Source organism: Enemella evansiae (assembly GCF_002250705.1).
GTDB classification, from domain to species: domain Bacteria; phylum Actinomycetota; class Actinomycetes; order Propionibacteriales; family Propionibacteriaceae; genus Enemella; species Enemella evansiae.
The window spans coordinates 199576-218262 of record NZ_NMVP01000001.1 but is presented as its reverse complement, the minus strand read 5'-3'; the positions used below and the strand labels follow the sequence as shown (position 1 = coordinate 218262).

Sequence of the window (18687 nt, the reverse complement as noted above, 5' to 3'; positions counted from 1 at the left end):
GGCTCAGCCTCAACCTCAAGTCAACAGGTGACGAATTGCGGTTCCGGCGGCCATACTGACGCGCGGCCAGAGTTTCTTCCTCCACCCGAAGGGTTCCACCCCATGCTCTCCCGCCGACTCGCCCCCCTTGCCGGGCTCTCGGGGCTGATCCTGCTCGCCGGCCTGACACCGGCGTACGCCGCCCCCACCAAGACCCCCACCCCGACGAAGACCGCCACCCCCGCGGCCTCGGCCACACCGACCCCGGGCAAGCCGACCGCCACGCCCAGCCCCCGAAGGTCCGGTACGCCGGCCAGCGGCCGATCGGGCAGGACCGCGCTGACCCAGCTGCCGGTCCCCGCGCTCGAGCGCGCCAACGCCCCGCGTATCGAATCCGGTGGCCGACCCGGCCGGCAGGCCGCCGCCCTGCCCGCCCGGGAGACCGAACCGTTCACCATGCTCGGGGTCACCTGGGCACCGGGCACCAGGACCGCGCCGCGGATCGAGGTGCGGCTGCTGCAGAACGGGGCCTGGAGCGACTGGCGCGAACTGGCCGCCGATCCGGACACCCAGAGTGACGACCCCACGGCCCGCCCCGGCACCGCGCCCACCTTCGTCGGCGACTCCGCCGGTGTCGAGGTCCGGGCACTGGTCGACGAGGGTGCCGCCCAGCCGCAGGATCTGAAGGTCGCGCTGATCGATCCGAAGCTGCTCGCCAGCGACGCGAATCCCGAAACCGTCCAGCCGGCCAGCCCCCGTGCCCAGGCCCCGATGCCGCCCGGCATCATCACCCGGGCCGGCTGGGGCGCCGACGAGTCGCTCCCCGGTTCCTGCGACAGCTCCTACAACCGCACCGTCCGGGCCGCGACGGTGCACCACACCGAGGGCAACAACAACTACACCAAGGAACAGTCACCCGGCATCGTCCGCGGCATCTACGCCTACCACGTGCAGAGCAACGGCTGGTGCGATGTCGGCTACAACTTCCTGGTCGACAAGTACGGCCAGATCTTCGAGGGCCGCCGCGGCGGCATCACCCAGCCGGTCAAGGGCGCCCACGCGTACAACTGGAACACCGACACCATGGGTGTCTCGCTGATGGGCAGCTACACCTCTACGATGCCGACCGAGGTGCAGCTCGATGCCACGGTCCGGCTGATCGCCTGGCGGCTCGCGGCCTACTACCGCAACCCGTGGGCCCGGATCACCATCAACGGGATCACCTCCGAGGTGATCAACGGCCACCGCGACGTCTACAGCACCGACTGTCCGGGGAATGCGCTGTACGCCTACCTACCCACCTTCCGGCAGCGGGTCGCCGACGCCATGGGCTCCTTCGAGACCCCGATCAAGACGCGCTGGGAACAGCTCGGCGGGGCCCGCGGGCCCGCCGGTGAACCCCGGGTCGGGGAGGCGCCGGTCGCCACCGGCCGGGTGACCGAGTTCGAGAACTACGACATCTTCTCCGCCGCCGGCGTGCGGACCAGCTTCACCAAGGGCACGATCCGGGACAAGTACCGCTCGCTGGGCACCGCGAACTCCTTTCTCGGCTTCCCGAACTCCGATGAGATCTGCGACGGCCGAACCGGCTGCTTCAACGGGTTCACCAGCGGCGGGGTGATCCTCTGGTCGGCGAACACCGGTGCGCATTTCAACCGCGGCGCGATCCGGGAGAAGTACGCCAGCGTGGGGTACGAACAGGGCTTCCTGGGCTACCCGACCACCGACGAGGTGTGCAGCAACAACAGCTGCCACCAGGACTTCACCGGCGGCAGCATCGTGTGGAGCCCGCAGACCGGTGCGCAGGTGGTGCGGGGGTCGATCCTGGACAGCTACCGCGCCGCGGGCGGGCGTACCGGATTCCTCGGTGCCCCGCGGACCGGTGAACAGTGCGACAGCACCGGCTGCCGGCAGGAGTTCGTCGGCGGCACGATCTGGTACTCCTTCCCCACCGCGAGCCACTGGACCCGCGGCGTGGTGCAGGCGCGTTATCTGCAGATGAACGGCCCGCGCAGCTTCCTGGGCTACCCGACCACCGACGAGCGCTGCGCCAACGGCGGCTGCCGGCAGGACTTCACCGGTGGCAGCCTGATGTACTCCGCGCCGACCGGGGCGAAGTTCGTCCGCGGCACGATCCGGGAGAAGTACTTCTCCCTGGGCGGCGGGGCGAGTTCGCTCGGCTACCCCACCACCGATGAGATCTGCTCGGATGCGAACAACTGCCAGCAGCAGTTCACCGGCGGACGGATCCTGTGGAACCGGGATCGGGGTGCCTGGGTCGGCTGACCGGTGACGGCCCCATCGGGCCCGCCGGCCGATTGCGGTCGGCGGGCCCGATGCGGCACGATCGACCGACCGAGCAACTCGGTCCGACCAGCCCAAGGAGGGCGAATGCTGGAGTTCGACCACGACCCCGAGACCCATCAGTATCTGGTCTCGTTCGACGGGCAGCCGGTGGGATTGATCGGCTACACCCTGACCGACGGGGTCGCCGACTTCACCCACACCGAGGTCAACCCGGAGACCCAGGGACAGGGCATCGCGGGTCAGCTCACCCGCTACGCACTGGACGACGTGCGCGAGCGCGGCTGGAAGCTGATCCCCAGCTGCCCCTACACCCGCAGTTGGGTCGATCGGCATCCGGAGTACGCCGACCTGCTGGCCTGAGCGCGTACTACCCGGACCGCGGCGGCGGTAGCGACAGCCCGCTGCGGCGCAGTTCGAGATCGGCCAGCGCCCGGATCACCTCGGGATCGCCGGCCCGCCAGTCGCCGACCGGGTCGTCGGAGATCCGGCCGAGTTCGGCCATCGGCTGATTGGCCATCGCCCGCAGCGCGAACAGGTCGACATCGGCGTCGCTGTCGATGAACCGCTTGGCGGCGCTGGAGGTCCGGTGGAACCGCCAGCGGGCCGGCAGCCAGAAGGCCAGCAGCACCGAGACCGGCATCACCACGACGACGATCGCGACCACGCTCGCCACCTGTTCGATGGTGGTCACCTGCTGGTTGGCGGCGGTGATCACGTCGTTGAGCGAGGCCGCCGCGGTGTCGAAGGGTTTGCGCAGTTCCGCGCCGGCGAGCGGTACCCCGGCGGCGCTGTTGCCGGCGGAGAGGAAGCCGTCGCGGGCCTTGATCGCCGCCGCCGCGGTGTCGCGGGCCGGTTGGGCGACCGCCGAGATCGTGCGGTGCACGAACCAGGACACCACGCACCAGGCGATCGTCCACGCCACGACGAAGAGGTCCGCCGACACCTGCCGGGCCAGCTTCCACGACGGACGCGCATAGAGGGCCATGGCCCCAGTGTGGCCTACCCATGCGCCTCACCCGACCGAGCCCGGTTCGAGTTTCCAGCCACCGCGGTCGGTACGCCGAACCAGACCGGTGTCCTCGAGCTCGGTCAGGGCGTCGAGCACGCTCATCAGATCCAGCCCACAGCGCGCCGACAGCTCCCCCGCGCTCAATCCACCACGGCCCGGGACCGCCTCGAACACCGACCGCTGCACCTCATCGAGACCATCCAGCACCCGGGAGCGGCCGCGCTGCAGCGGCAGCAGATCCTGGCCCATCGGTGCCACCAGTTCGCAGACCTCGGCGGCGGTCGTGACCAGTTCGGCCGTGCGGTCTCGGATCACCTTGTGCGGATTGGCCGAGAGCGCCGAGGTGATCGGACCGGGCACCGCCATCAGCCGCCGGCTCAGCTCCTCACCCCAGCTGAGGGTGTTCCGGGCACCCGAGCGCATCCCCGCCTCGACCATCACGGTGCCGGCGGCCAGGGCCGCGATCACCCGGTTGCGGCCCAGGAACCGGGTCCGGGTCGGATGATCACCCGGGGGCAGCTCGGAGCAGATCAGCTGCTCGCTGCGCAGTGCGTCGAAGAGCCGGTTGTTGCCGCGCGGATAGCCGACGTCGACCCCGTTGGCGAGCACGCAGATGGTCTGCCCGCCGCCGGCCATCGCACCGCGATGGGCGTACGCGTCGATGCCGTAGGCCCCACCGGAGACGACGGTGCGGCCACGGCCGGCGAGTTCGGCGCACAGGTCGGCGGCGACGGTCTCACCGTAACTGGTGGCGGCCCGCGACCCGACCACCGCGACCGAATCGGCGGCCCAGAGCTTCAGGTGTCCGGGGCCGAGCAGCCACAACCCCAGCGGGGCACCGCCCATCGTCTTCTCGGAGATGGTCAACTCGGCCTCGGCCAGATCGCCCAGCTGGTCCGCCCACTCCGGGTCACCGGGAACGATGAATCGGGCACCGCACTGGTCGGTGGCCCGCTGCACCCTGGTCAGCCGTACGCCGACCGCGCGGCGGCCCCACACGGTGTCCCGGCGGGCCCCGGACAGCGACTGCCAGACCGCGACCGCCCCCTCGTCGGTGACCAGTCGGGTCAGCGCACGATCGGCGGGTTCGCTGGCACAGGCCAGGCCCATCCGGGCCCAGCGTTCGACATCGGTGACGGTCCCCGGTGTCGGGGTGACGGTCTCGGTCATCAGGCCACCTCCGCGGTCGGCAGGATCTCCCCGCGGCGCAGCGCGAGCGCGCGCCGGACCTCGGTGCGGGTGGGCACGTCGAGCCCGGCCAGGTCGGCCAGCGTCCAGGCCAGCCGCAGGCACTTGTCGACCCCACGCGAGGAGAGGCGGCCGCGCAGCACCGCCACGTCGAGGTCCTCGTGGCCGGGCGGGACCGGGAGCCGGGTGCGCAGATAGGGGCCGGGCACCTCACCGTTGGTCCGCCAGCCGGTGCCCAACAGCCGCCGCTGCTGCCGATCCCGGGCCTCGATGACCCGTTGCAGCACCGTCGCCGAGCTCTCCCCCGGTCCGTCGCTGACCAGGGAGCGCCGGACCGGCATCAGCTGCTGGTGGATGTCGACCCGATCCATGATCGGGCCGGAGATCCGCTCCCGGTAGCGGCGGACCACCTGGGGCGGGCAGTGGCAGTTGCCGCCGGGGGTGTCGGCCTGCCCGCAGGGGCAGGGATTGGCGGCCAGCACGAGCTGGAACATCGCGGGGAACCGGATGTGGTGCTGGGTGCGCGCGATCAGCACCGACCCCGACTCCAGCGGGGTGCGCAGCGAGTCGAGTTTCTTGCCGAACTCGGGTGCCTCGTCGAGGAAGAGCACGCCGCGATGGGCCAGCGAGATCGCTCCCGGCTTCGGCATCCGGCCACCGCCGCCGATCAGGCTGCCCTCGGACGCCGAATGGTGCGGGTCGGCGTACGGCGCGCGCAGGCTGAGCTCGGCGGGCAGCTCGGCACCCGCCAGGCTGCGCACCGCGGCGACCTCGAGCGCCTCGACGACGCTCAGCTCGGGCAGCAGACCCGGCAATCGTTCGGCGAGCATGGTCTTGCCCACCCCCGGCGGCCCGTGCAGATAGATGTGGTGCCGGCCCGCGGCCGCGACCTCCAGCGCCCACCGCGCCTCGGGTTGGCCGATCACGTCGGAGAGGTCCTTCCCCGGCGCGGCCGGGTCGTCGACGGGCTCCTCGGCGGGGTCGGGCTGGGGCACCGGGTTGCCGTGCAGCAGGTCGACCAGCTCCCCCACCGAGGCCACCCCGCGACAGGTCATGTCGGCGACCAGGCGGGCCTCGCCGAGCTGTTGACTGGGCACGATGGCCCGTCGGATCTGTCGGGCCCGGGCCGCCAGCAGCGCGGGCAGCACGCCGCGGACCGGGCGTACCCGTCCGTCCAGGCCGAGCTCGCCCATCAGCACCACCCCCTCCAGCGCATCGGCCGGCACCACCTCGGCGGCCGCGAGCACGCTGGCGGTGATGCCGAGGTCGTAGTGGCTGCCGGCCTTGGGCAGCGTGGCCGGGGTGAGGTTGATGGTCAGCAGCGAATCCGGCCAGCGGAAGCCGGCGCTGGCGACCGCGGCCTTGCACCGGTCGCGCGATTCGTAGAGGGAGGTGTCGGGCAGGCCGACCAGCACCGTCCGCGGCAGACCCGCACCGGTGTGCGCCTGGATCTCGACCAGCTCGCCGTCCATCCCCAGCAGGGCGACCGAGCAGGCCCGTGCCAACCCCATCAGCCGATCCCTCGCAGATGGGTGATCTCCGGGCGCTGACCGGGCCGATCCAGGATGCCGATCGCATCGAGCCGGATCCGGACCGCATGGGCCGGGTGGGCGCTCAGCCAGGCCCCGGCGAGCACCCGCAACCGGCGCACCTTGGACGCGGTGATCGCCTCCAGGGGCGTACCGAAACCGGTCCCGGTGCGCAGCTTGACCTCGCAGAACACCAGTGTCGCGTCGGCGCCCTGGCCGTCCAGTGCGACGATGTCGAGTTCACCGTGGCGGCAGCGCCAGTTGCGGTCGAGGATCACCAGTCCGGCGGCCGTGAGGTGCTCCACGGCCAGGCCCTCCCCGCGCGAGCCGAGTCGTTGCTTGATGCCTGTCATGTCCGCACGATGGTGCGGACCCGCCGATATCGTGCAGCGCCGAGGCCGGGTCTGTGGATGGATCTTCGGGCGGGTACGAGCTGTGGACAACCCTTCGACTCGTCGCTCGCCGCGGGGGTCAGCGCTCGGGGACCTCGAGGTCGTTGTGCACGATCTCCTCGATGGAGACGTCGCGGAAGGTGAGCACCTTGGCGCTCTTCACGAAGCGGGCCGGGCGGTACATGTCCCAGACCCAGGCGTCGCCCATCGAGACCTCGTAGTAGACGTCGCCGCCCTCGGTGCGCACCTTCAGATCGACCGCATTGCAGAGATAGAACCGGCGCTCGGTCTCCACCGCATAGGTGAAGATCCCGACGACGGATTTGTACTCCTTGTACAGCTGCAGTTCCAGCTCTGATTCGTACTGCTCAAGGTCATCGGCGCTCATGGTGAGGCCACTCTAGCGCCGCCGGCACCGGGTGCCGTGCGAGCCACCCCCACCGTCCGAGCCACATTGTCGAAGATCATCCGGTGTTCCGGACAGGGCCCGAGGGCGTCCAGATGCTGCTGGTGCAGCGGCGTGCAGTAGCCCTTGTGCACCGCGAACTCGTATCCCGGATGCACCTGATCCATGGCGGTCATGATCCGGTCCCGGGTCACCTTCGCCAGCACCGAGGCCGCCGCCACGCAGGCCGCGACCCGGTCCCCCTTCCAGACCGCCAGCCCCGGTCCGCCGAGCCCGTCGACCGGGAATCCGTCGGTGAGCACGAACCCGGGCGGCACCGCCAATCGGCTGAGCGCCCGGCGCAGCGCGGAGATGTTCGCCACATGCATCCCGAGCCGATCGCACTCGCCCGGGGACACCTCGACCACGGCCCAGGCCAGCGCCTTGCGGCGGATCTCCTCGTACGCCCGGTCGCGGGCCAGCGGGGTCATCAGCTTGGAGTCCCGCAACCCGGTGATCTGCCGGGAGCGGCCCTCACCGAGGATCACCGCGGCCGCCACCAACGGCCCGGCGCAGGCGCCCCGGCCGGCCTCGTCGGCACCCGCCACCGGCGCCAGCCCGGCCCGGCCCAGCGCCCGCTCATAGCCGTAGAGACCGGCATCGCGGCGCACCACGAAGCGCGGCATTCAGCAGCCCTCCGAGACCTGCACGATCACCGGCTCCGGGGGTGGCACCTGTTGCGGTGGCGGGATGCCGGCATAGATCTGCGGTGTCTCCAGGCGTTGGAACCGGGAGAACGGACTGGCGATCAGGGCGACCGAGCCGACCACGTCGGAGATCGGGATGAACGCCGAACTGCCCGCCTTGCCACCGGCGGCGGTGACGTCCTGCAGGTGGCAGCGGGAGTCGCCGGAGTTGGCGCGGTGGTCGCCCATCACGAAGATCCGGTCGGCCGGTACGACCACCTCGAAGGGCTTCTCGGCGGGCTTGTTGCGGCCACCGGAGTCGGCGTACAGGTAGCTCTCCTCATCGAGCGGATAGCCGTTCACGCTGACCCGGCCGAGCTTGTCGCAGCACTTCACCCGGTCCCCCGGCATGCCGATCACGCGCTTCACCAGGTGCTCATCGGCCGAGTCTGGCAGCAGCCCGACGAACTCCAGCGCCTTGCGGACCGGTCCGGGGGCGGGTTTTCCGCTGCCGTCGTCGAGCCACTTGTTGGAATCGGAGAAGACCACGATGTCGCCGCGGCGGAAGTCGAGCACCCGCTGGGCGATGATCTTGTCGTTGATCTGCAGGGTGTTCTCCATCGACCCCGAGGGCACCTCGAAGGGCTGGAAGACGAAGCTGCGCAACAAGGTGGTGATGATCAGCGCACCGACGACGATGACACCGATCTCGCGGACCATGCCGAGCACCTTGGCACTGGTCGGGCGTTGGTCCTTCTCCTCCGCCTTCGCCCGCTTCCCGGCCTTCTTGTCGGCCTTCTTGTCGGACTTCGCGCCGGCCGTCCGGTCCGCCACCGTGTCGGTGCGGCTGGGCAGGGTGCTGTCGTCGGGTTCGTCGGCGGAGTGCCGGGGTGCGGGCTGGCCGATCGGACGCGGCGCGGGTGCCGGGTCCAGCCGCCTCGGAGCGTACGCCCCAGCGGGCGCCGGTGCGGGCGGCGGGCCGCCCACCGGCGCGGCCGGGGCACCGTGCACCGGCGGGGAGGTGGGGGCACCGGTCGGCGGGTTCGGGATCGGCCGCTGCCACGGATCGGGGGCCTGCGGGCCGGCCGGACCGCCCGGGGCGAAGCCGTCGGTGCCGCGTGGCTGGGTCTGGTCGCGACGGGTGGTTCGGTCGATCTCCGCGGGCTCGAAGGGCCGCGGGCTCTCCCGGGTCGCATCGGCGAGGTCGGCGGATCCGCCGGTCAGCGCCCGCCGGGGACTGGCCTGTTCGGGCCAGGGCGGCGGTTGGGTGTCGTCGGTGTCGAATCCACCGCCGCCGCGCATCGCGGGGGCGTACGGGGAATCGGCGGCCGCCCGCCGTGGGCTGCTCGGACGCAGCGCGGTCCGATCGGGATCATCTCCCGCCCAGCCGGAACCATCGGACCACTGGCTCAACGGCTGACTTCCTCTCCGGCGCAATGGCGGCCGAACCGATCAGCTCGGGATCGGCCGGCCGGCCGCGTGGGGCGGCACCGAGGCAACGGTACCCGCCCGCGCGGCCAGCCCGCGGATGCGATCAGTTCTCGCGCTTTTCCTTGATCTTGGCGGCCTTGCCGGAGAGCCCACGCAGGTAGTAGAGCTTGGCCCGGCGCACATCACCGCGGCGGTCGACCTCGATCTTGTCGATGATCGGGCTGTGCAGCGGGAAGGTCCGCTCCACGCCGACGCCGAAGCTGACCTTGCGGACGGTGAAGGTCTCGGCGATGCCGCCGCCGTTCTTGGCGATCACGACGCCGGTGAAGACCTGGATCCGGGAGCGGTTGCCCTCGACGACGCGGACGTGCACCTTGATGGTGTCGCCGGCGCGGAAGGCCGGGTGCTCGCGCAGGGCGCCCTGGTTGACCTCGGAGATCAGCTTGTTCATGATGTGTCCTTGCCGGTGCCACAGGTCACCCGTCGCGTGGGTATGTCTTGGATGTCTCCCGTCGCGGTCGATCCCCCTGTGGCAGGAGCCGCGATGCGGGCAACAGCGACACAGTCTGCCACACCGGGCGTACGCCTGCCCAATCGGGGCAGGGGGTCAGCCGGGCAGCTTCTCGGCGGCCGTCGGGACGGCCCGCTCCAGCGGGTCGAAGGGCTGCGGGGCGCGCATCGCCAGCACCTCGACCCGGTTGCCGATCTGGATCAGTGCCTGCGCCTCGTGCTCGTTGCCGGCCCAGCCCCATTCGGTGAGCTCGGCCTTCCCACCCGGCACCGGCACCGGCCGGGCCCGGTTCTGCTGCCTGGCCTGCCCACCGCGGGCCTGCAAGGTGGCGGTGCAGTCGGCGAACCAGCGCTGGGTCGACTGGTACGCCTGGTCGGCCAGTTCGGGCGTGTCGAAGCTCATCGCCACCGCGGCCGCCGAATCGGCGCCCCTGCTGTAGCTGCGGCGTACGATGCCGGTCGCGCCGGTGGATTCCCAGCGGTTCTGCTGGCAGACGCTGAGCTGTTCGGTGCCGCCACCGGTATCGGTCCGGCCCTCGCTCCAGCCGCCCAGATCGGCTCCGGTGGGCAGCGCCGCGGCGGTCACCGCGCCGGCCGGCGGCCGGGTCGTCGGTGCCGGGCTGGCGTTGCCGGACACCGGGGTCTGCACCGCCCCGGGCGTGCCCGGGGCGGTGGGCGCCTGGGAGATCCCGCCCGCATCGGTCGGAGCGATCGGCTGTGACGGCTGCCCGCCGGCACCGGGGCCGCTGCTGCAGGCGGCGACGGCCAGCAGGCAGGGCACGATCAACAGGGCGGGGATGCGCATGGCGACGAGGCTACCGCCCCGGCGTACCCACCGGCGCGATCCATCGAACCCAACCTCCACCCCGCGCCTGCTCCAGGGCGCGATGGGTGGACGTCGGGTTCGATGGATGGCATCGGGCGTACGCCTCAGTGCCGGGTGGTGACCGCCTTGAACAGGTCCCGGTTCAGCTGGGAGATGCTCTCCAGCGGGATGCCCTTGGGGCAGACCGCGGTGCACTCGCCGATGTTGGTGCAGTTGCCGAAGCCCTCGGCGTCGTGCTCGGCGACCATCCCCAGCACCCGGGTCCAGCGCTCCGGCTGGCCCTGCGGCAGCAGCCCGAGCTGGGTCACCTTGGCGGAGGTGAACAGCATCGCCGAGCCGTTCGGGCAGGCCGCGACGCAGGCGCCGCAGCCGATGCAGGTGGCGTTGTCGAAGGCGTGGTCGGCGTCCACCTTGTTCACCGGGACGGCGTGCGCGTCCGGCGCGGTACCGGTGGGGGCGGAGATGTAACCGCCGGCCTGGATGATCCGGTCGAAGGAGGACCGGTCGACGACCAGGTCCTTCAGCACCGGGAACGGCTCGGCCTTCCACGGCTCGACGGTGATCGTGTCGCCGTCGGAGAACTCCCGCATGTGCAGCTGACAGGTGGTGGTCTGGTACGTGGTCTGGCCGCGGCCGTGCGCCACACCGTTGATCACCACACCGCACATGCCGCAGATGCCCTCGCGGCAGTCGGAGTCGAAGGCGACCGGTTCCTCGCCGGCGACGGTGAGCTGCTCGTTGAGCAGGTCGAGCATCTCCAGGAACGACATGTGATCGGAGACGCCGTCGACCTCGTAGGGCACCATCCGGCCCTTCGACTCGGTGTTCTTCTGGCGCCAGATCTGCAGAGTGACCTTCACTTGTAACTCCGTTGCTTCAGCTCGATGAACTTGTATTCCAGCGGTTCCTTGTGCAGCACCGGCTGCTGGCCCTCGCCGCCGAACTCCCAGGCACCCACATAGAGGAACTGGTCGTCGTGGCGCAGCGCCTCGCCGTCCTCGGTCTGCGACTCGGAGCGGAAGTGCCCACCGCAGGATTCGCGGCGGTGCAGGGCGTCCAGGCACATCAGCTCGCCCAGCTCCAGGAAGTCGGCGACCCGACCGGCCCGCTCCAGGGTCTGGTTGATCTCATCGGCGTCGCCGACGACGTTGACGTCGCGCCAGAACTCCTCGCGCAGTTCCCGGATCAGGCCGATCGCCTTGCGCAGGCCCTCCTCGTTGCGCTCCATGCCGCAGTACTCCCACATGATGTGGCCGAGTTCCTTGTGGAAGGAGTCGACGGTGCGGGAACCCTTGATCGACATCAGCTTGTCCACCCGCTGCTGCACGGCCTGGACCGCTTCGGCGACCTCGGGACTGTCCGCCCCGACCGCCCGGTGCCCGGCGTCGGCCAGGTAGTTGGCGAGGGTGTTCGGCAGCACGAAGTAACCGTCGGCGAGCCCCTGCATCAGCGCCGAGGCACCGAGGCGGTTGGCGCCCTGGTCGGCGAAGTTGGCCTCACCGGTGACGAACAGCCCGGGCAGGTTGGACATCAGGTCGTAGTCGACCCACAGCCCACCCATCGTGTAGTGCACCGCCGGGTAGATGCGCATCGGCACCTCGTAGGGGTTCTCCCCGGTGATCTGCTGGTACATGTCGAAGAGGTTGCCGTACTTGGCCTCGACCGCCTTGCGGCCCAGTCGGGCGATCGCGTCGGCGAAGTCGAGGTAGACCCCGCGCCGGCCCTGCCCGGCGAGCTCCGGGCCGACACCGCGACCCTCGTCGCAGACGTTCTTGGCCTGCCGGGAGGCGATGTCGCGGGGCACCAGGTTGCCGAAGGAGGGGTAGATCCGCTCCAGGTAGTAGTCGCGGTCGGACTCGGGGATCTCCCGCGGATCCTTGTCGGCGTCCTCGCCGCTCTTCGGCACCCAGATCCGGCCGTCGTTGCGCAGCGACTCCGACATCAGCGTCAGCTTGGACTGGGTGTCGCCGGACTGCGGGATGCAGGTCGGGTGGATCTGGGTGTAGCACGGGTTCGCGAAGTACGCGCCCTTGCGGTGCGCCCGCCAGGTGGCGGTCACATTGCAGCCCATCGCGTTGGTGGACAGGAAGAACACGTTGCCGTAGCCGCCGGTGGCCAGCACCACGGCGTCGGCGGTGTGCGCCTCGATCCGGCCGGTGACCATGTCGCGGGTCACGATGCCGCGGGCCACGCCGTCGATGACGATCAGCTCGAGCATCTCGTGGCGGGTGTACATGGTGACGGTCTTGGCGTTGATCTGCCGCTCCAGGGCCTGGTACGCACCCAGCAGCAGCTGCTGGCCGGTCTGGCCGCGGGCATAGAAGGTGCGCGAGACCTGGACACCGCCGAAGGAGCGGTTGTCCAGCAGGCCGCCGTATTCGCGGGCGAACGGTACGCCCTGGGCGACGCACTGGTCGATGATGTTCGCGGACACCTCGGCCAGCCGGTAGACGTTGGTCTCCCGGGAGCGGTAGTCGCCGCCCTTGACGGTGTCGTAGAACAACCGGTGCACCGAGTCGCCGTCGTTGCGGTAGTTCTTGGCCGCGTTGATGCCGCCCTGGGCGGCGATCGAGTGGGCGCGGCGCGGGCTGTCCTGGTAGCAGAACGACTTGACCTGGTAACCGGCCTCGCCGAGGGTGGCGCCCGCCGCGGCACCGGCCAGGCCGGTGCCGACGATGATCACCGAGATCTTGCGTCGGTTGGCGGGGTTGACCAGTTTGGCCTCGAACTTGCGCTGCTCCCACATCTGGGAGATGGGCACGTCGAGCGGGGCGCGGGTGTCGGCGATGTCGACACCCTGCCGGAACAGGTCGTCACCGTCGAGGCTGGCACCCGGGCCGGCCGGCACGCTGCGCGAGGAGTCGTCGGCGGCGTCGTTCATCAGCTCCGAGGTGGCCTCGACCTGCGTCTGCTCGCTGGTCTCGGGCTCGTCGATCACGTTCTCATCTGTCACAGCTTGATCCAATCGAGGGCGATGGCAACGGGGCCGGAGAGGAATCCGACCACAAGAATCAGGGCGAGCAGCACCGCGACGGTGTTCCAGAAGGCGCGCGTCTTCGGGCTGGTGTTCGCACCCAGGGTGGCGAAGGCGCTCCAGAAACCGTGCCGCACGTGCAGCCCGACCGCGATCATCGCGACGGCGTAGCTGATCAGCACGGCCGGGTTCTGGAAGCTGTTGTAGACCCGCACGAACGGCGAGGTGGCGCCCGGCGCGGTGTCGATCACCACGACGGTGAAGTTCAGGATGTGGTAGATCACGAAGAGCAGGATCAGCACCCCGCCCCAGCGCATCGTGTAGGAGGCGTACGAGCGCTGGATGGCGCGCTGGTTGGCGTACCGCTTGGCGCCACCGGTGGCCTTGCGGTCCCGGGCCCAGAGCGTGAACGCCGCCCACATGTGCACCAGGATCGCGGCCAGCAGCACGATCCGCACGACCCAGAGCAGGCCCGCGTACGGGAGCATCGGCTCGCCGATCGTGCGCAGGTGTTCGGCGTACTCGTCGAACGCGTAGACGTCGGTGCCGGTCACCTTGCCGGCGAACATCTTGAGGTTGCCGTACATGTGCAGGACCAGGTAACCGATCATCACCAGGCCACTGGCCGCCATCCAGTATTTACGAATCACCGTGGAGCGGGCGGCCCGCTGTTTCACGGTCAGGGTCGGAGTCGTCGTTGTCGCCACAACAGCACCATATTCCTGTTGACAGAGGCTCGTCCAAGCGCACGCGCCCACCGAGACAGACGTCACGTCCCGGGCGTGTCGCTCACTTGCAACCCGAGGTGGGCTGACCGGTCTGCGGGACGTAGCAGTATGCCTGACCGGCCTCGAATCCGGCGGTGTTCAGCGCCAGCTCACCGACGGTCACCAGCGTCACCCCGCGGGCCCGCAGCTGCTCGATGATCTGCGCGGTGGCCGCGGCGGTGCTCGGGTGGATGTCGTGCATCAGCACGATCGAACCGGCCTCGTCGGCGCCCTTGACCGCCTCGGCGACGGTCTTCGCGGTGTCGCGGGTCTGCCAGTCCCGGGTGTCGACGTTCCACAGCACCAGCGACTGCCCCGCCGCCCCGATCACCTTGTCGGTGGCCTTGGTGTGCACCCCGCTCGGCGGGCGCATCAGCAGCGGCCGGCGCCCGTAGACCCGGGCCATCTCGTCGGCGGTCCGCCCGATCTCCTGCTGCCCCAGCTTGCTGGTGGACATCGAGGTCATCGTCTGGTGCGACCAGGTGTGCGAGCCGATCTCGTTGCCGGCCGCGGCGACCCGCAGGCCGAGCTCGGGAGAGGCCTGCAGCATGCCGCCGAGCTGGAAGAAGGTGGCCGGGGCACGGGCGGCGGCCAGGTCGTCGAGGATCTTCTGGGTGCCGGCGCCGGGGCCGTCGTCGAAGGTCAGCGCGACACAGGTCGCCCGGCTGCAGTCCACCCCGACCGTGGTGGTGGGGCGGGGCACCTGGTTGCCGGCGGGCTGTTGCTGGTCGCCGCCGGCGGCCGCTGCGGCCCCGGGCGCGGACTGGGCGTCGGGGCGGCCGGTGCCGTCGAAGGCGCCGGGGTTGGTGGAGGCGGCCAGCGCCCGCTGCCCGACCTCGGAGAGCAGCGGCTGCACGGCCCGGCCCGGCACCTGCAGCACCAGCTGGCCATCGGCGGCACCGCCGGGCGGGAAGGTGGCGACCAGGTCACCGTTGGCCGCGAAGCCGAGCGCCGGCCCGCCGCCCTGCGGGGCGGGGGCGTCGTCCAGGGCGCGGGAGAGCCGGATCGGGTCAACCGCGCCGGCGACCTGGGCGACCTGGTTCTTGAACGCACCCCACTGGTTGGCCTCGATCAGCACCGGGGAGGACGCCACCCGGCCGCTGCGGGCGTCGTACCAGATCGCCGAGGACACCCCGGCGGGTCCGTCGGCGGCGGTGTGCTGGGCGGTGACGAGTACGCCGAGGATGCCCTGTCCGGCGGCGAGCAGCTGCCAGTTGACCCTGGTGTCGGTGGATCCGGCCCAGGCCGCCTCCCGCAGCGCCCGGTCGCGGAGCACGCCGGCGGCGAGCGTCAGTTGCCGCGCGGTGCCGAAGGTGGGCACCTCGGCGCGGATGCCGCGGGCGGGATCGCTGAAGGTGTCGGTGGACATCTGGACGACCAGGGCCCCGTCGGCCTTGCTGTAACGCCCGGGCAGGTCGCTGGTGGCCACGCTGGGCGGCTGCGCACCGGAACCGCGGGGGCGTACCCCGTCTCCGCCGATACAACCGGCGGTGACCAGGGTCAGCACGATCAGGATCGGAGCGAGTGCTCCGATCAACCAGTGGCGCCGCCTCCGCACGATCCGCAATCCCCCGACTCCTGGCCCAACCGCGTGGAACCAACTCCCCACGCTGCCGTCATGCTAGGTGCGCCGGGCGCCCGGATTCGGCCGACACGCGGAGGCGCCCGGTGACGACCCGGAAACCGCTCCGCGCCCGGTCGGTTCGGCTCAGCCGACTCCCCAGAAGTCGATCATCGAGGTGGCCGGCATCAGCAGCGGATTGACCCCCGAGTACTGGGTGCTGACCAGCAGCCCGGCGTCGGGAACCCACAGCGGCAGGGCCGGTACCTCCTCGGTCAGCAACCGAGCCACCTGGTGGTAGTTCTCGGCGCGGGCGACCGGGTCGATCTCGGCGGCCCCCTTGGTCAGCAGCTGATCGACCTTCGGGTTGCAGTATCCGCCCGGGTTGGGGCCGAGCGGGTCGCCGGCGGTGGCGCAGGAGACCCAGGGCGTGATCATCGACGGGTCGGGGACCGGCATCGGGTACGCCTGCACGACCGCGTCCACATTGGGATCGGCGAGCACCGCCGCGCGCCGGCTCGGCGAGCGCACCTCGACGCTGGCGCGCACCCCGACGGCGCTGAGCTGGTCGGCCATCGCCTCCCAGATCGCCGGATCCGGGTCGGCGGAGAGCACCGTGATCCGCAAGGGCGCGTCGGTCTTCCAGCCACCGGCGCGGAGCAGGTCGCGGGCCCGGTTCTGGTCGGGCCGGTACCGGTCGCCGCCGGTGGTCGCCCAGTCGGGGGCGAACATCAGCGAGTCGACCACCCGAGCGTTCCCGCCGGCGTAGCGCTCGATCAGCTGGGCGCGGTCCAGGGCGTACATCATGCCCTGCCGGACCCGCGGGTCGGCGAGCCGGCCGTGCAGGCCGGTGAGCGCCAGCACCCGGTTGCCGGGCGCCTGCTGGTTGCGGAATCCCTCGACCGGCCGGCCCACCTCGGGGGCGGGCAGCGCGGTGGCGAGCTGCAGGGTGCCGTCGCGGAGCTTCTCGGTCGCCTTGTCGGGGGTGACCGGGACGCCGATCACCTGGTTCATCCGGGTGTAGGGCTGGACCCGCGGGTTGGGCAGCAGCACCACCCGGCCGTCACTCTCCCAGCGGTCGAACAGGTACGCCCCCGAGCCCACCTTCGGTTCGGCGAAGGTCGCCGGGTCGCTGAGATCCTTGCCGCGGTAGACGTGCTCGGGCAGCACCACCAGCTGGGTGAGGTTGTCGATGAACTGCGGGTTCGGCGCCGTCAGCGTGAAGACCACGTCCCGGTTGGTCTGGGCGACCAGGCCGGAGATCCGCTCGCTGCGCCCGGTGGCGAAATCGGCGGCGCCGGCCAGCTGCATCAGGGCTGGGGCCAGCGGCGACCGGTTCTCCGGCTTCAGGTGCTGCTCGATGGTCCAGATCAGGTCATTGGCCGACATCCGGATCTCATCGCTCCACCAGTCCCGGCGCAGCGTCACCACCAGCCCGGAGCCGTCGTCGGTGACCTGCCAGCGGTCGGCCATCCGCGGCATCATCTTGCCGTCGATGTTGCTCAGCAGCGGCTGGAACTGGGCCGCGGCGAGCATTCCCTCGGCGGTGTCGGCACCGGCGAAGGGGTTGAACGAGGTGGCCCGCTCGGGCAACTGGAAGGCCATCTGCCCGACCGGTCCCTGCTTGGGGGCGCGGGCCCGGGCCGCCACCTCCGGTGAGACCGGGGCGCAGCCGACCACGGTCAGCAGGAGCGCGACGACCGCCGCGAGCATCAACCGGCCGCGCATGGGTTCCCGCATCGGTTCTGGGCTTCCTTCCCTGTGTCTGCCCGGGTTCGGTCTTCCCGGTGCTGGCCGGTGTCCCCGATCCGGGCCGCTGCCATCCTAGGGGCCATCGGCCAGCAGATCCGGTCGGCGGCGCCGGGTGAGTTCGACCGCCTGCTGGCGGCGCCAGTCGGCGATCTGCGCGTGGTGGCCGGAGAACAGCACCTCGGGCACCGCGAGGCCGCGCCAGCTCGGCGGCTTGGTGTAGACGGGGTATTCGAGCAGCCGGTCGTGGCCGGCGCTGTGCGATTCCTCGGTCAGCGACTCGGGGTTGCCGATCACCCCGGGCAGCAGCCGGACGATGGCCTCGATCATCACCAGGCTGGCGACCTCGCCGCCGTTCAGCACGTAGTCGCCCAGGCTCAGCTCCCGCACCGGCATCCGTTCCCGGGCGTACGCCATCACCCGGGCGTCGATGCCCTCGTAGCGTCCGCAGGCGAAGATCAGGTGGCCGGCGTCGGCGAGCTCGTACGCCGCCGGCTGGCTGAACCGCTCCCCCGACGGGCTGGGCACGACCAGGGTGCTGCCCGCGGTCGCCAGCGCGTCCAGGGCCTCACCCCAGGGCTCGGGTTTCATCACCATCCCGGCGCCGCCGCCGTAGGGGGTGTCGTCGACGGTGCGGTGCCGGTCGGTGGTCCACTGCCGCAGATCGTGTACGCCGACCGAGACGATGCCGGTCTGGATCGCCTTCCCCACCAGGGAGAGCTGCAGCGGCGCGAAATAGTCGGGGAAGATCGAGACCAGATCGAGGCGGAGCCCGGGGTCCGGGCTCGGCTCACTCATCGAGGTCCTCCAGCAGCCCGTCGACATCGGCCAGCCGGCAGAACCCGGCGGCCGGGTCGACCTCGACGACGAGTTGTTCGACGAAGGGCACCAGCCGGGTCGCACCGCTGTCGGTGCGGATCTCCAGCAGGTCCTGGGGGCCGTGCTGGACCCGGGTGATCCGGCCGGCGGGGGTGCCGTCGTGGCGGCGTACCTGCAGGCCGACCAGGTCGCGGTCCCAGAACTCGTCGTCGGCGGCCGGCGGTTGATCGGTCGGCACGTCGGCGACCAGCAGCACCCCGCGCAGCGCCTCGGCGGCGTTGCGGTCGGCGGCCTCGGCGAGCCGGATCAGCAGCCGGCCGGAGTGCCAGCGCGAGCCGGTCACGGTGAACTCGCGCCGGGCGCCCTCCTCCCGCAACCGGGTGTCGGTGGCGAAGCGGCGGTCGGGTTCGTCGGTGAGCGGTTCCACGGTCAGTTCGCCGCGGATCCCGTGGGCGCGGCCGATCCGGCCGACGCGTACCTCGACGGTCGGTTCCTCGCTGGGTGGGTTGGTCGATGCCTGCGGCATGGGGGTCATCCTCCCACCCCCTGCTGCGATCCATCGAATCCTGCGTACA

General features: G+C 71.0%; 18 protein-coding genes. 2 read left to right on the top strand and 16 right to left on the bottom strand.

The window, feature by feature from the left end; all coding sequences use genetic code 11:
- The first annotated feature begins 102 nt into the window (after positions 1-102).
- Both BI335_RS01080 and BI335_RS01075 read left to right on the top strand, forming a co-directional pair.
- Complete coding sequence (locus tag BI335_RS01080) at positions 103-2265, top strand: N-acetylmuramoyl-L-alanine amidase (RefSeq protein ID WP_094356238.1); 2163 nt, start codon at positions 103-105, stop codon at positions 2263-2265.
- Between the two features lie 105 nt (positions 2266-2370).
- Positions 2371-2646, top strand: a complete 276-nt coding sequence (locus BI335_RS01075; RefSeq protein WP_094356239.1) for a GNAT family N-acetyltransferase — start codon at positions 2371-2373, stop codon at positions 2644-2646.
- Between the two features lie 7 nt (positions 2647-2653).
- Here the strand turns inward: BI335_RS01075 and BI335_RS01070 are convergent, their stop codons facing one another.
- From BI335_RS01070 to rimM, 16 genes are all read right to left on the bottom strand, one after another.
- Positions 2654-3271, bottom strand: a complete 618-nt coding sequence (locus tag BI335_RS01070; protein ID WP_094406643.1) for a hypothetical protein — start codon at positions 3269-3271, stop codon at positions 2654-2656.
- Positions 3272-3298: 27 nt separating this feature from the next.
- Entirely contained in the window at positions 3299-4465 is a 1167-nt protein-coding gene (locus BI335_RS01065) for a DNA-processing protein DprA (RefSeq protein ID WP_094424853.1), read from the bottom strand.
- Positions 4465-5994 carry a YifB family Mg chelatase-like AAA ATPase gene (locus BI335_RS01060; protein WP_094424851.1) on the bottom strand — a complete coding sequence of 510 codons (1530 nt, stop codon included), beginning with the start codon at positions 5992-5994 and terminating at the stop codon, positions 4465-4467. Before BI335_RS01060 ends, BI335_RS01065 begins: the two co-directional genes overlap by 1 nt.
- Positions 5994-6365: a YraN family protein gene (locus tag BI335_RS01055; protein WP_094356251.1), complete on the bottom strand. Its 372-nt coding sequence runs from the start codon at positions 6363-6365 to the stop codon at positions 5994-5996. The genes BI335_RS01060 and BI335_RS01055 overlap by 1 nt, the downstream gene beginning before the upstream one ends.
- Before the next feature lie 118 nt (positions 6366-6483).
- Positions 6484-6792, bottom strand: a complete 309-nt coding sequence (locus tag BI335_RS01050) for a DUF2469 domain-containing protein (protein WP_094356252.1) — start codon at positions 6790-6792, stop codon at positions 6484-6486.
- Positions 6789-7475, bottom strand: a complete 687-nt coding sequence (locus BI335_RS01045) for a ribonuclease HII (RefSeq protein ID WP_094356253.1) — start codon at positions 7473-7475, stop codon at positions 6789-6791. Before BI335_RS01045 ends, BI335_RS01050 begins: the two co-directional genes overlap by 4 nt.
- Positions 7476-8888 (bottom strand): signal peptidase I, encoded by a 1413-nt coding sequence (lepB, locus tag BI335_RS22245; RefSeq protein WP_267489518.1) that lies wholly within the window; start codon positions 8886-8888, stop codon positions 7476-7478. It abuts the gene before it with no gap.
- A gap of 121 nt (positions 8889-9009) precedes the next feature.
- A complete protein-coding gene (rplS, locus tag BI335_RS01035) occupies positions 9010-9357 on the bottom strand; it encodes a 50S ribosomal protein L19 (protein WP_094359119.1) in 348 nt (115 codons plus the stop codon).
- A gap of 156 nt (positions 9358-9513) precedes the next feature.
- On the bottom strand, positions 9514-10221 hold the full coding sequence (locus tag BI335_RS01030; RefSeq protein ID WP_094429444.1) for a hypothetical protein: 708 nt from the start codon (positions 10219-10221) through the stop codon (positions 9514-9516).
- 125 nt (positions 10222-10346) lie between these two features.
- On the bottom strand, positions 10347-11102 hold the full coding sequence (locus BI335_RS01025) for a succinate dehydrogenase/fumarate reductase iron-sulfur subunit (protein WP_094424847.1): 756 nt from the start codon (positions 11100-11102) through the stop codon (positions 10347-10349).
- Positions 11099-13123 carry a fumarate reductase/succinate dehydrogenase flavoprotein subunit gene (locus BI335_RS01020; protein WP_094425578.1) on the bottom strand — a complete coding sequence of 675 codons (2025 nt, stop codon included), beginning with the start codon at positions 13121-13123 and terminating at the stop codon, positions 11099-11101. The genes BI335_RS01025 and BI335_RS01020 overlap by 4 nt, the downstream gene beginning before the upstream one ends.
- A gap of 68 nt (positions 13124-13191) precedes the next feature.
- Positions 13192-13923 carry a succinate dehydrogenase cytochrome b subunit gene (locus BI335_RS01015; RefSeq protein ID WP_229118918.1) on the bottom strand — a complete coding sequence of 244 codons (732 nt, stop codon included), beginning with the start codon at positions 13921-13923 and terminating at the stop codon, positions 13192-13194.
- Between the two features lie 82 nt (positions 13924-14005).
- Positions 14006-15541: a polysaccharide deacetylase family protein gene (locus BI335_RS01010; protein WP_144009051.1), complete on the bottom strand. Its 1536-nt coding sequence runs from the start codon at positions 15539-15541 to the stop codon at positions 14006-14008.
- 150 nt (positions 15542-15691) lie between these two features.
- Positions 15692-17284: an ABC transporter substrate-binding protein gene (locus BI335_RS01005; protein WP_094429442.1), complete on the bottom strand. Its 1593-nt coding sequence runs from the start codon at positions 17282-17284 to the stop codon at positions 15692-15694.
- 84 nt (positions 17285-17368) lie between these two features.
- Positions 17369-18091 (bottom strand): tRNA (guanosine(37)-N1)-methyltransferase TrmD, encoded by a 723-nt coding sequence (trmD, locus tag BI335_RS01000; protein ID WP_094359107.1) that lies wholly within the window; start codon positions 18089-18091, stop codon positions 17369-17371.
- Positions 18084-18638 (bottom strand): ribosome maturation factor RimM, encoded by a 555-nt coding sequence (rimM, locus tag BI335_RS00995; protein ID WP_094429441.1) that lies wholly within the window; start codon positions 18636-18638, stop codon positions 18084-18086. The genes trmD and rimM overlap by 8 nt, the downstream gene beginning before the upstream one ends.
- Positions 18639-18687 lie beyond the last annotated feature (49 nt).

Coding starts and splice junctions, on each gene's coding strand:
- BI335_RS01080 (WP_094356238.1), top strand. CDS start 103: ATGCTCTCCCGCCGACTCGCCCCCCTTGCCGGGCTCTCGGGGCTGATC.
- BI335_RS01060 (WP_094424851.1), bottom strand. CDS start 5,994: ATGGGGTTGGCACGGGCCTGCTCGGTCGCCCTGCTGGGGATGGACGGC.
- BI335_RS01030 (WP_094429444.1), bottom strand. CDS start 10,221: ATGCGCATCCCCGCCCTGTTGATCGTGCCCTGCCTGCTGGCCGTCGCC.
- BI335_RS01055 (WP_094356251.1), bottom strand. CDS start 6,365: ATGACAGGCATCAAGCAACGACTCGGCTCGCGCGGGGAGGGCCTGGCC.
- BI335_RS01005 (WP_094429442.1), bottom strand. CDS start 17,284: ATGCGGGAACCCATGCGCGGCCGGTTGATGCTCGCGGCGGTCGTCGCG.
- rplS (WP_094359119.1), bottom strand. CDS start 9,357: ATGAACAAGCTGATCTCCGAGGTCAACCAGGGCGCCCTGCGCGAGCAC.
- BI335_RS01075 (WP_094356239.1), top strand. CDS start 2,371: ATGCTGGAGTTCGACCACGACCCCGAGACCCATCAGTATCTGGTCTCG.
- BI335_RS01065 (WP_094424853.1), bottom strand. CDS start 4,465: ATGACCGAGACCGTCACCCCGACACCGGGGACCGTCACCGATGTCGAA.
- BI335_RS01045 (WP_094356253.1), bottom strand. CDS start 7,475: ATGCCGCGCTTCGTGGTGCGCCGCGATGCCGGTCTCTACGGCTATGAG.
- BI335_RS01050 (WP_094356252.1), bottom strand. CDS start 6,792: ATGAGCGCCGATGACCTTGAGCAGTACGAATCAGAGCTGGAACTGCAG.
- rimM (WP_094429441.1), bottom strand. CDS start 18,638: ATGCCGCAGGCATCGACCAACCCACCCAGCGAGGAACCGACCGTCGAG.
- BI335_RS01070 (WP_094406643.1), bottom strand. CDS start 3,271: ATGGCCCTCTATGCGCGTCCGTCGTGGAAGCTGGCCCGGCAGGTGTCG.
- BI335_RS01020 (WP_094425578.1), bottom strand. CDS start 13,123: ATGAACGACGCCGCCGACGACTCCTCGCGCAGCGTGCCGGCCGGCCCG.
- trmD (WP_094359107.1), bottom strand. CDS start 18,091: ATGAGTGAGCCGAGCCCGGACCCCGGGCTCCGCCTCGATCTGGTCTCG.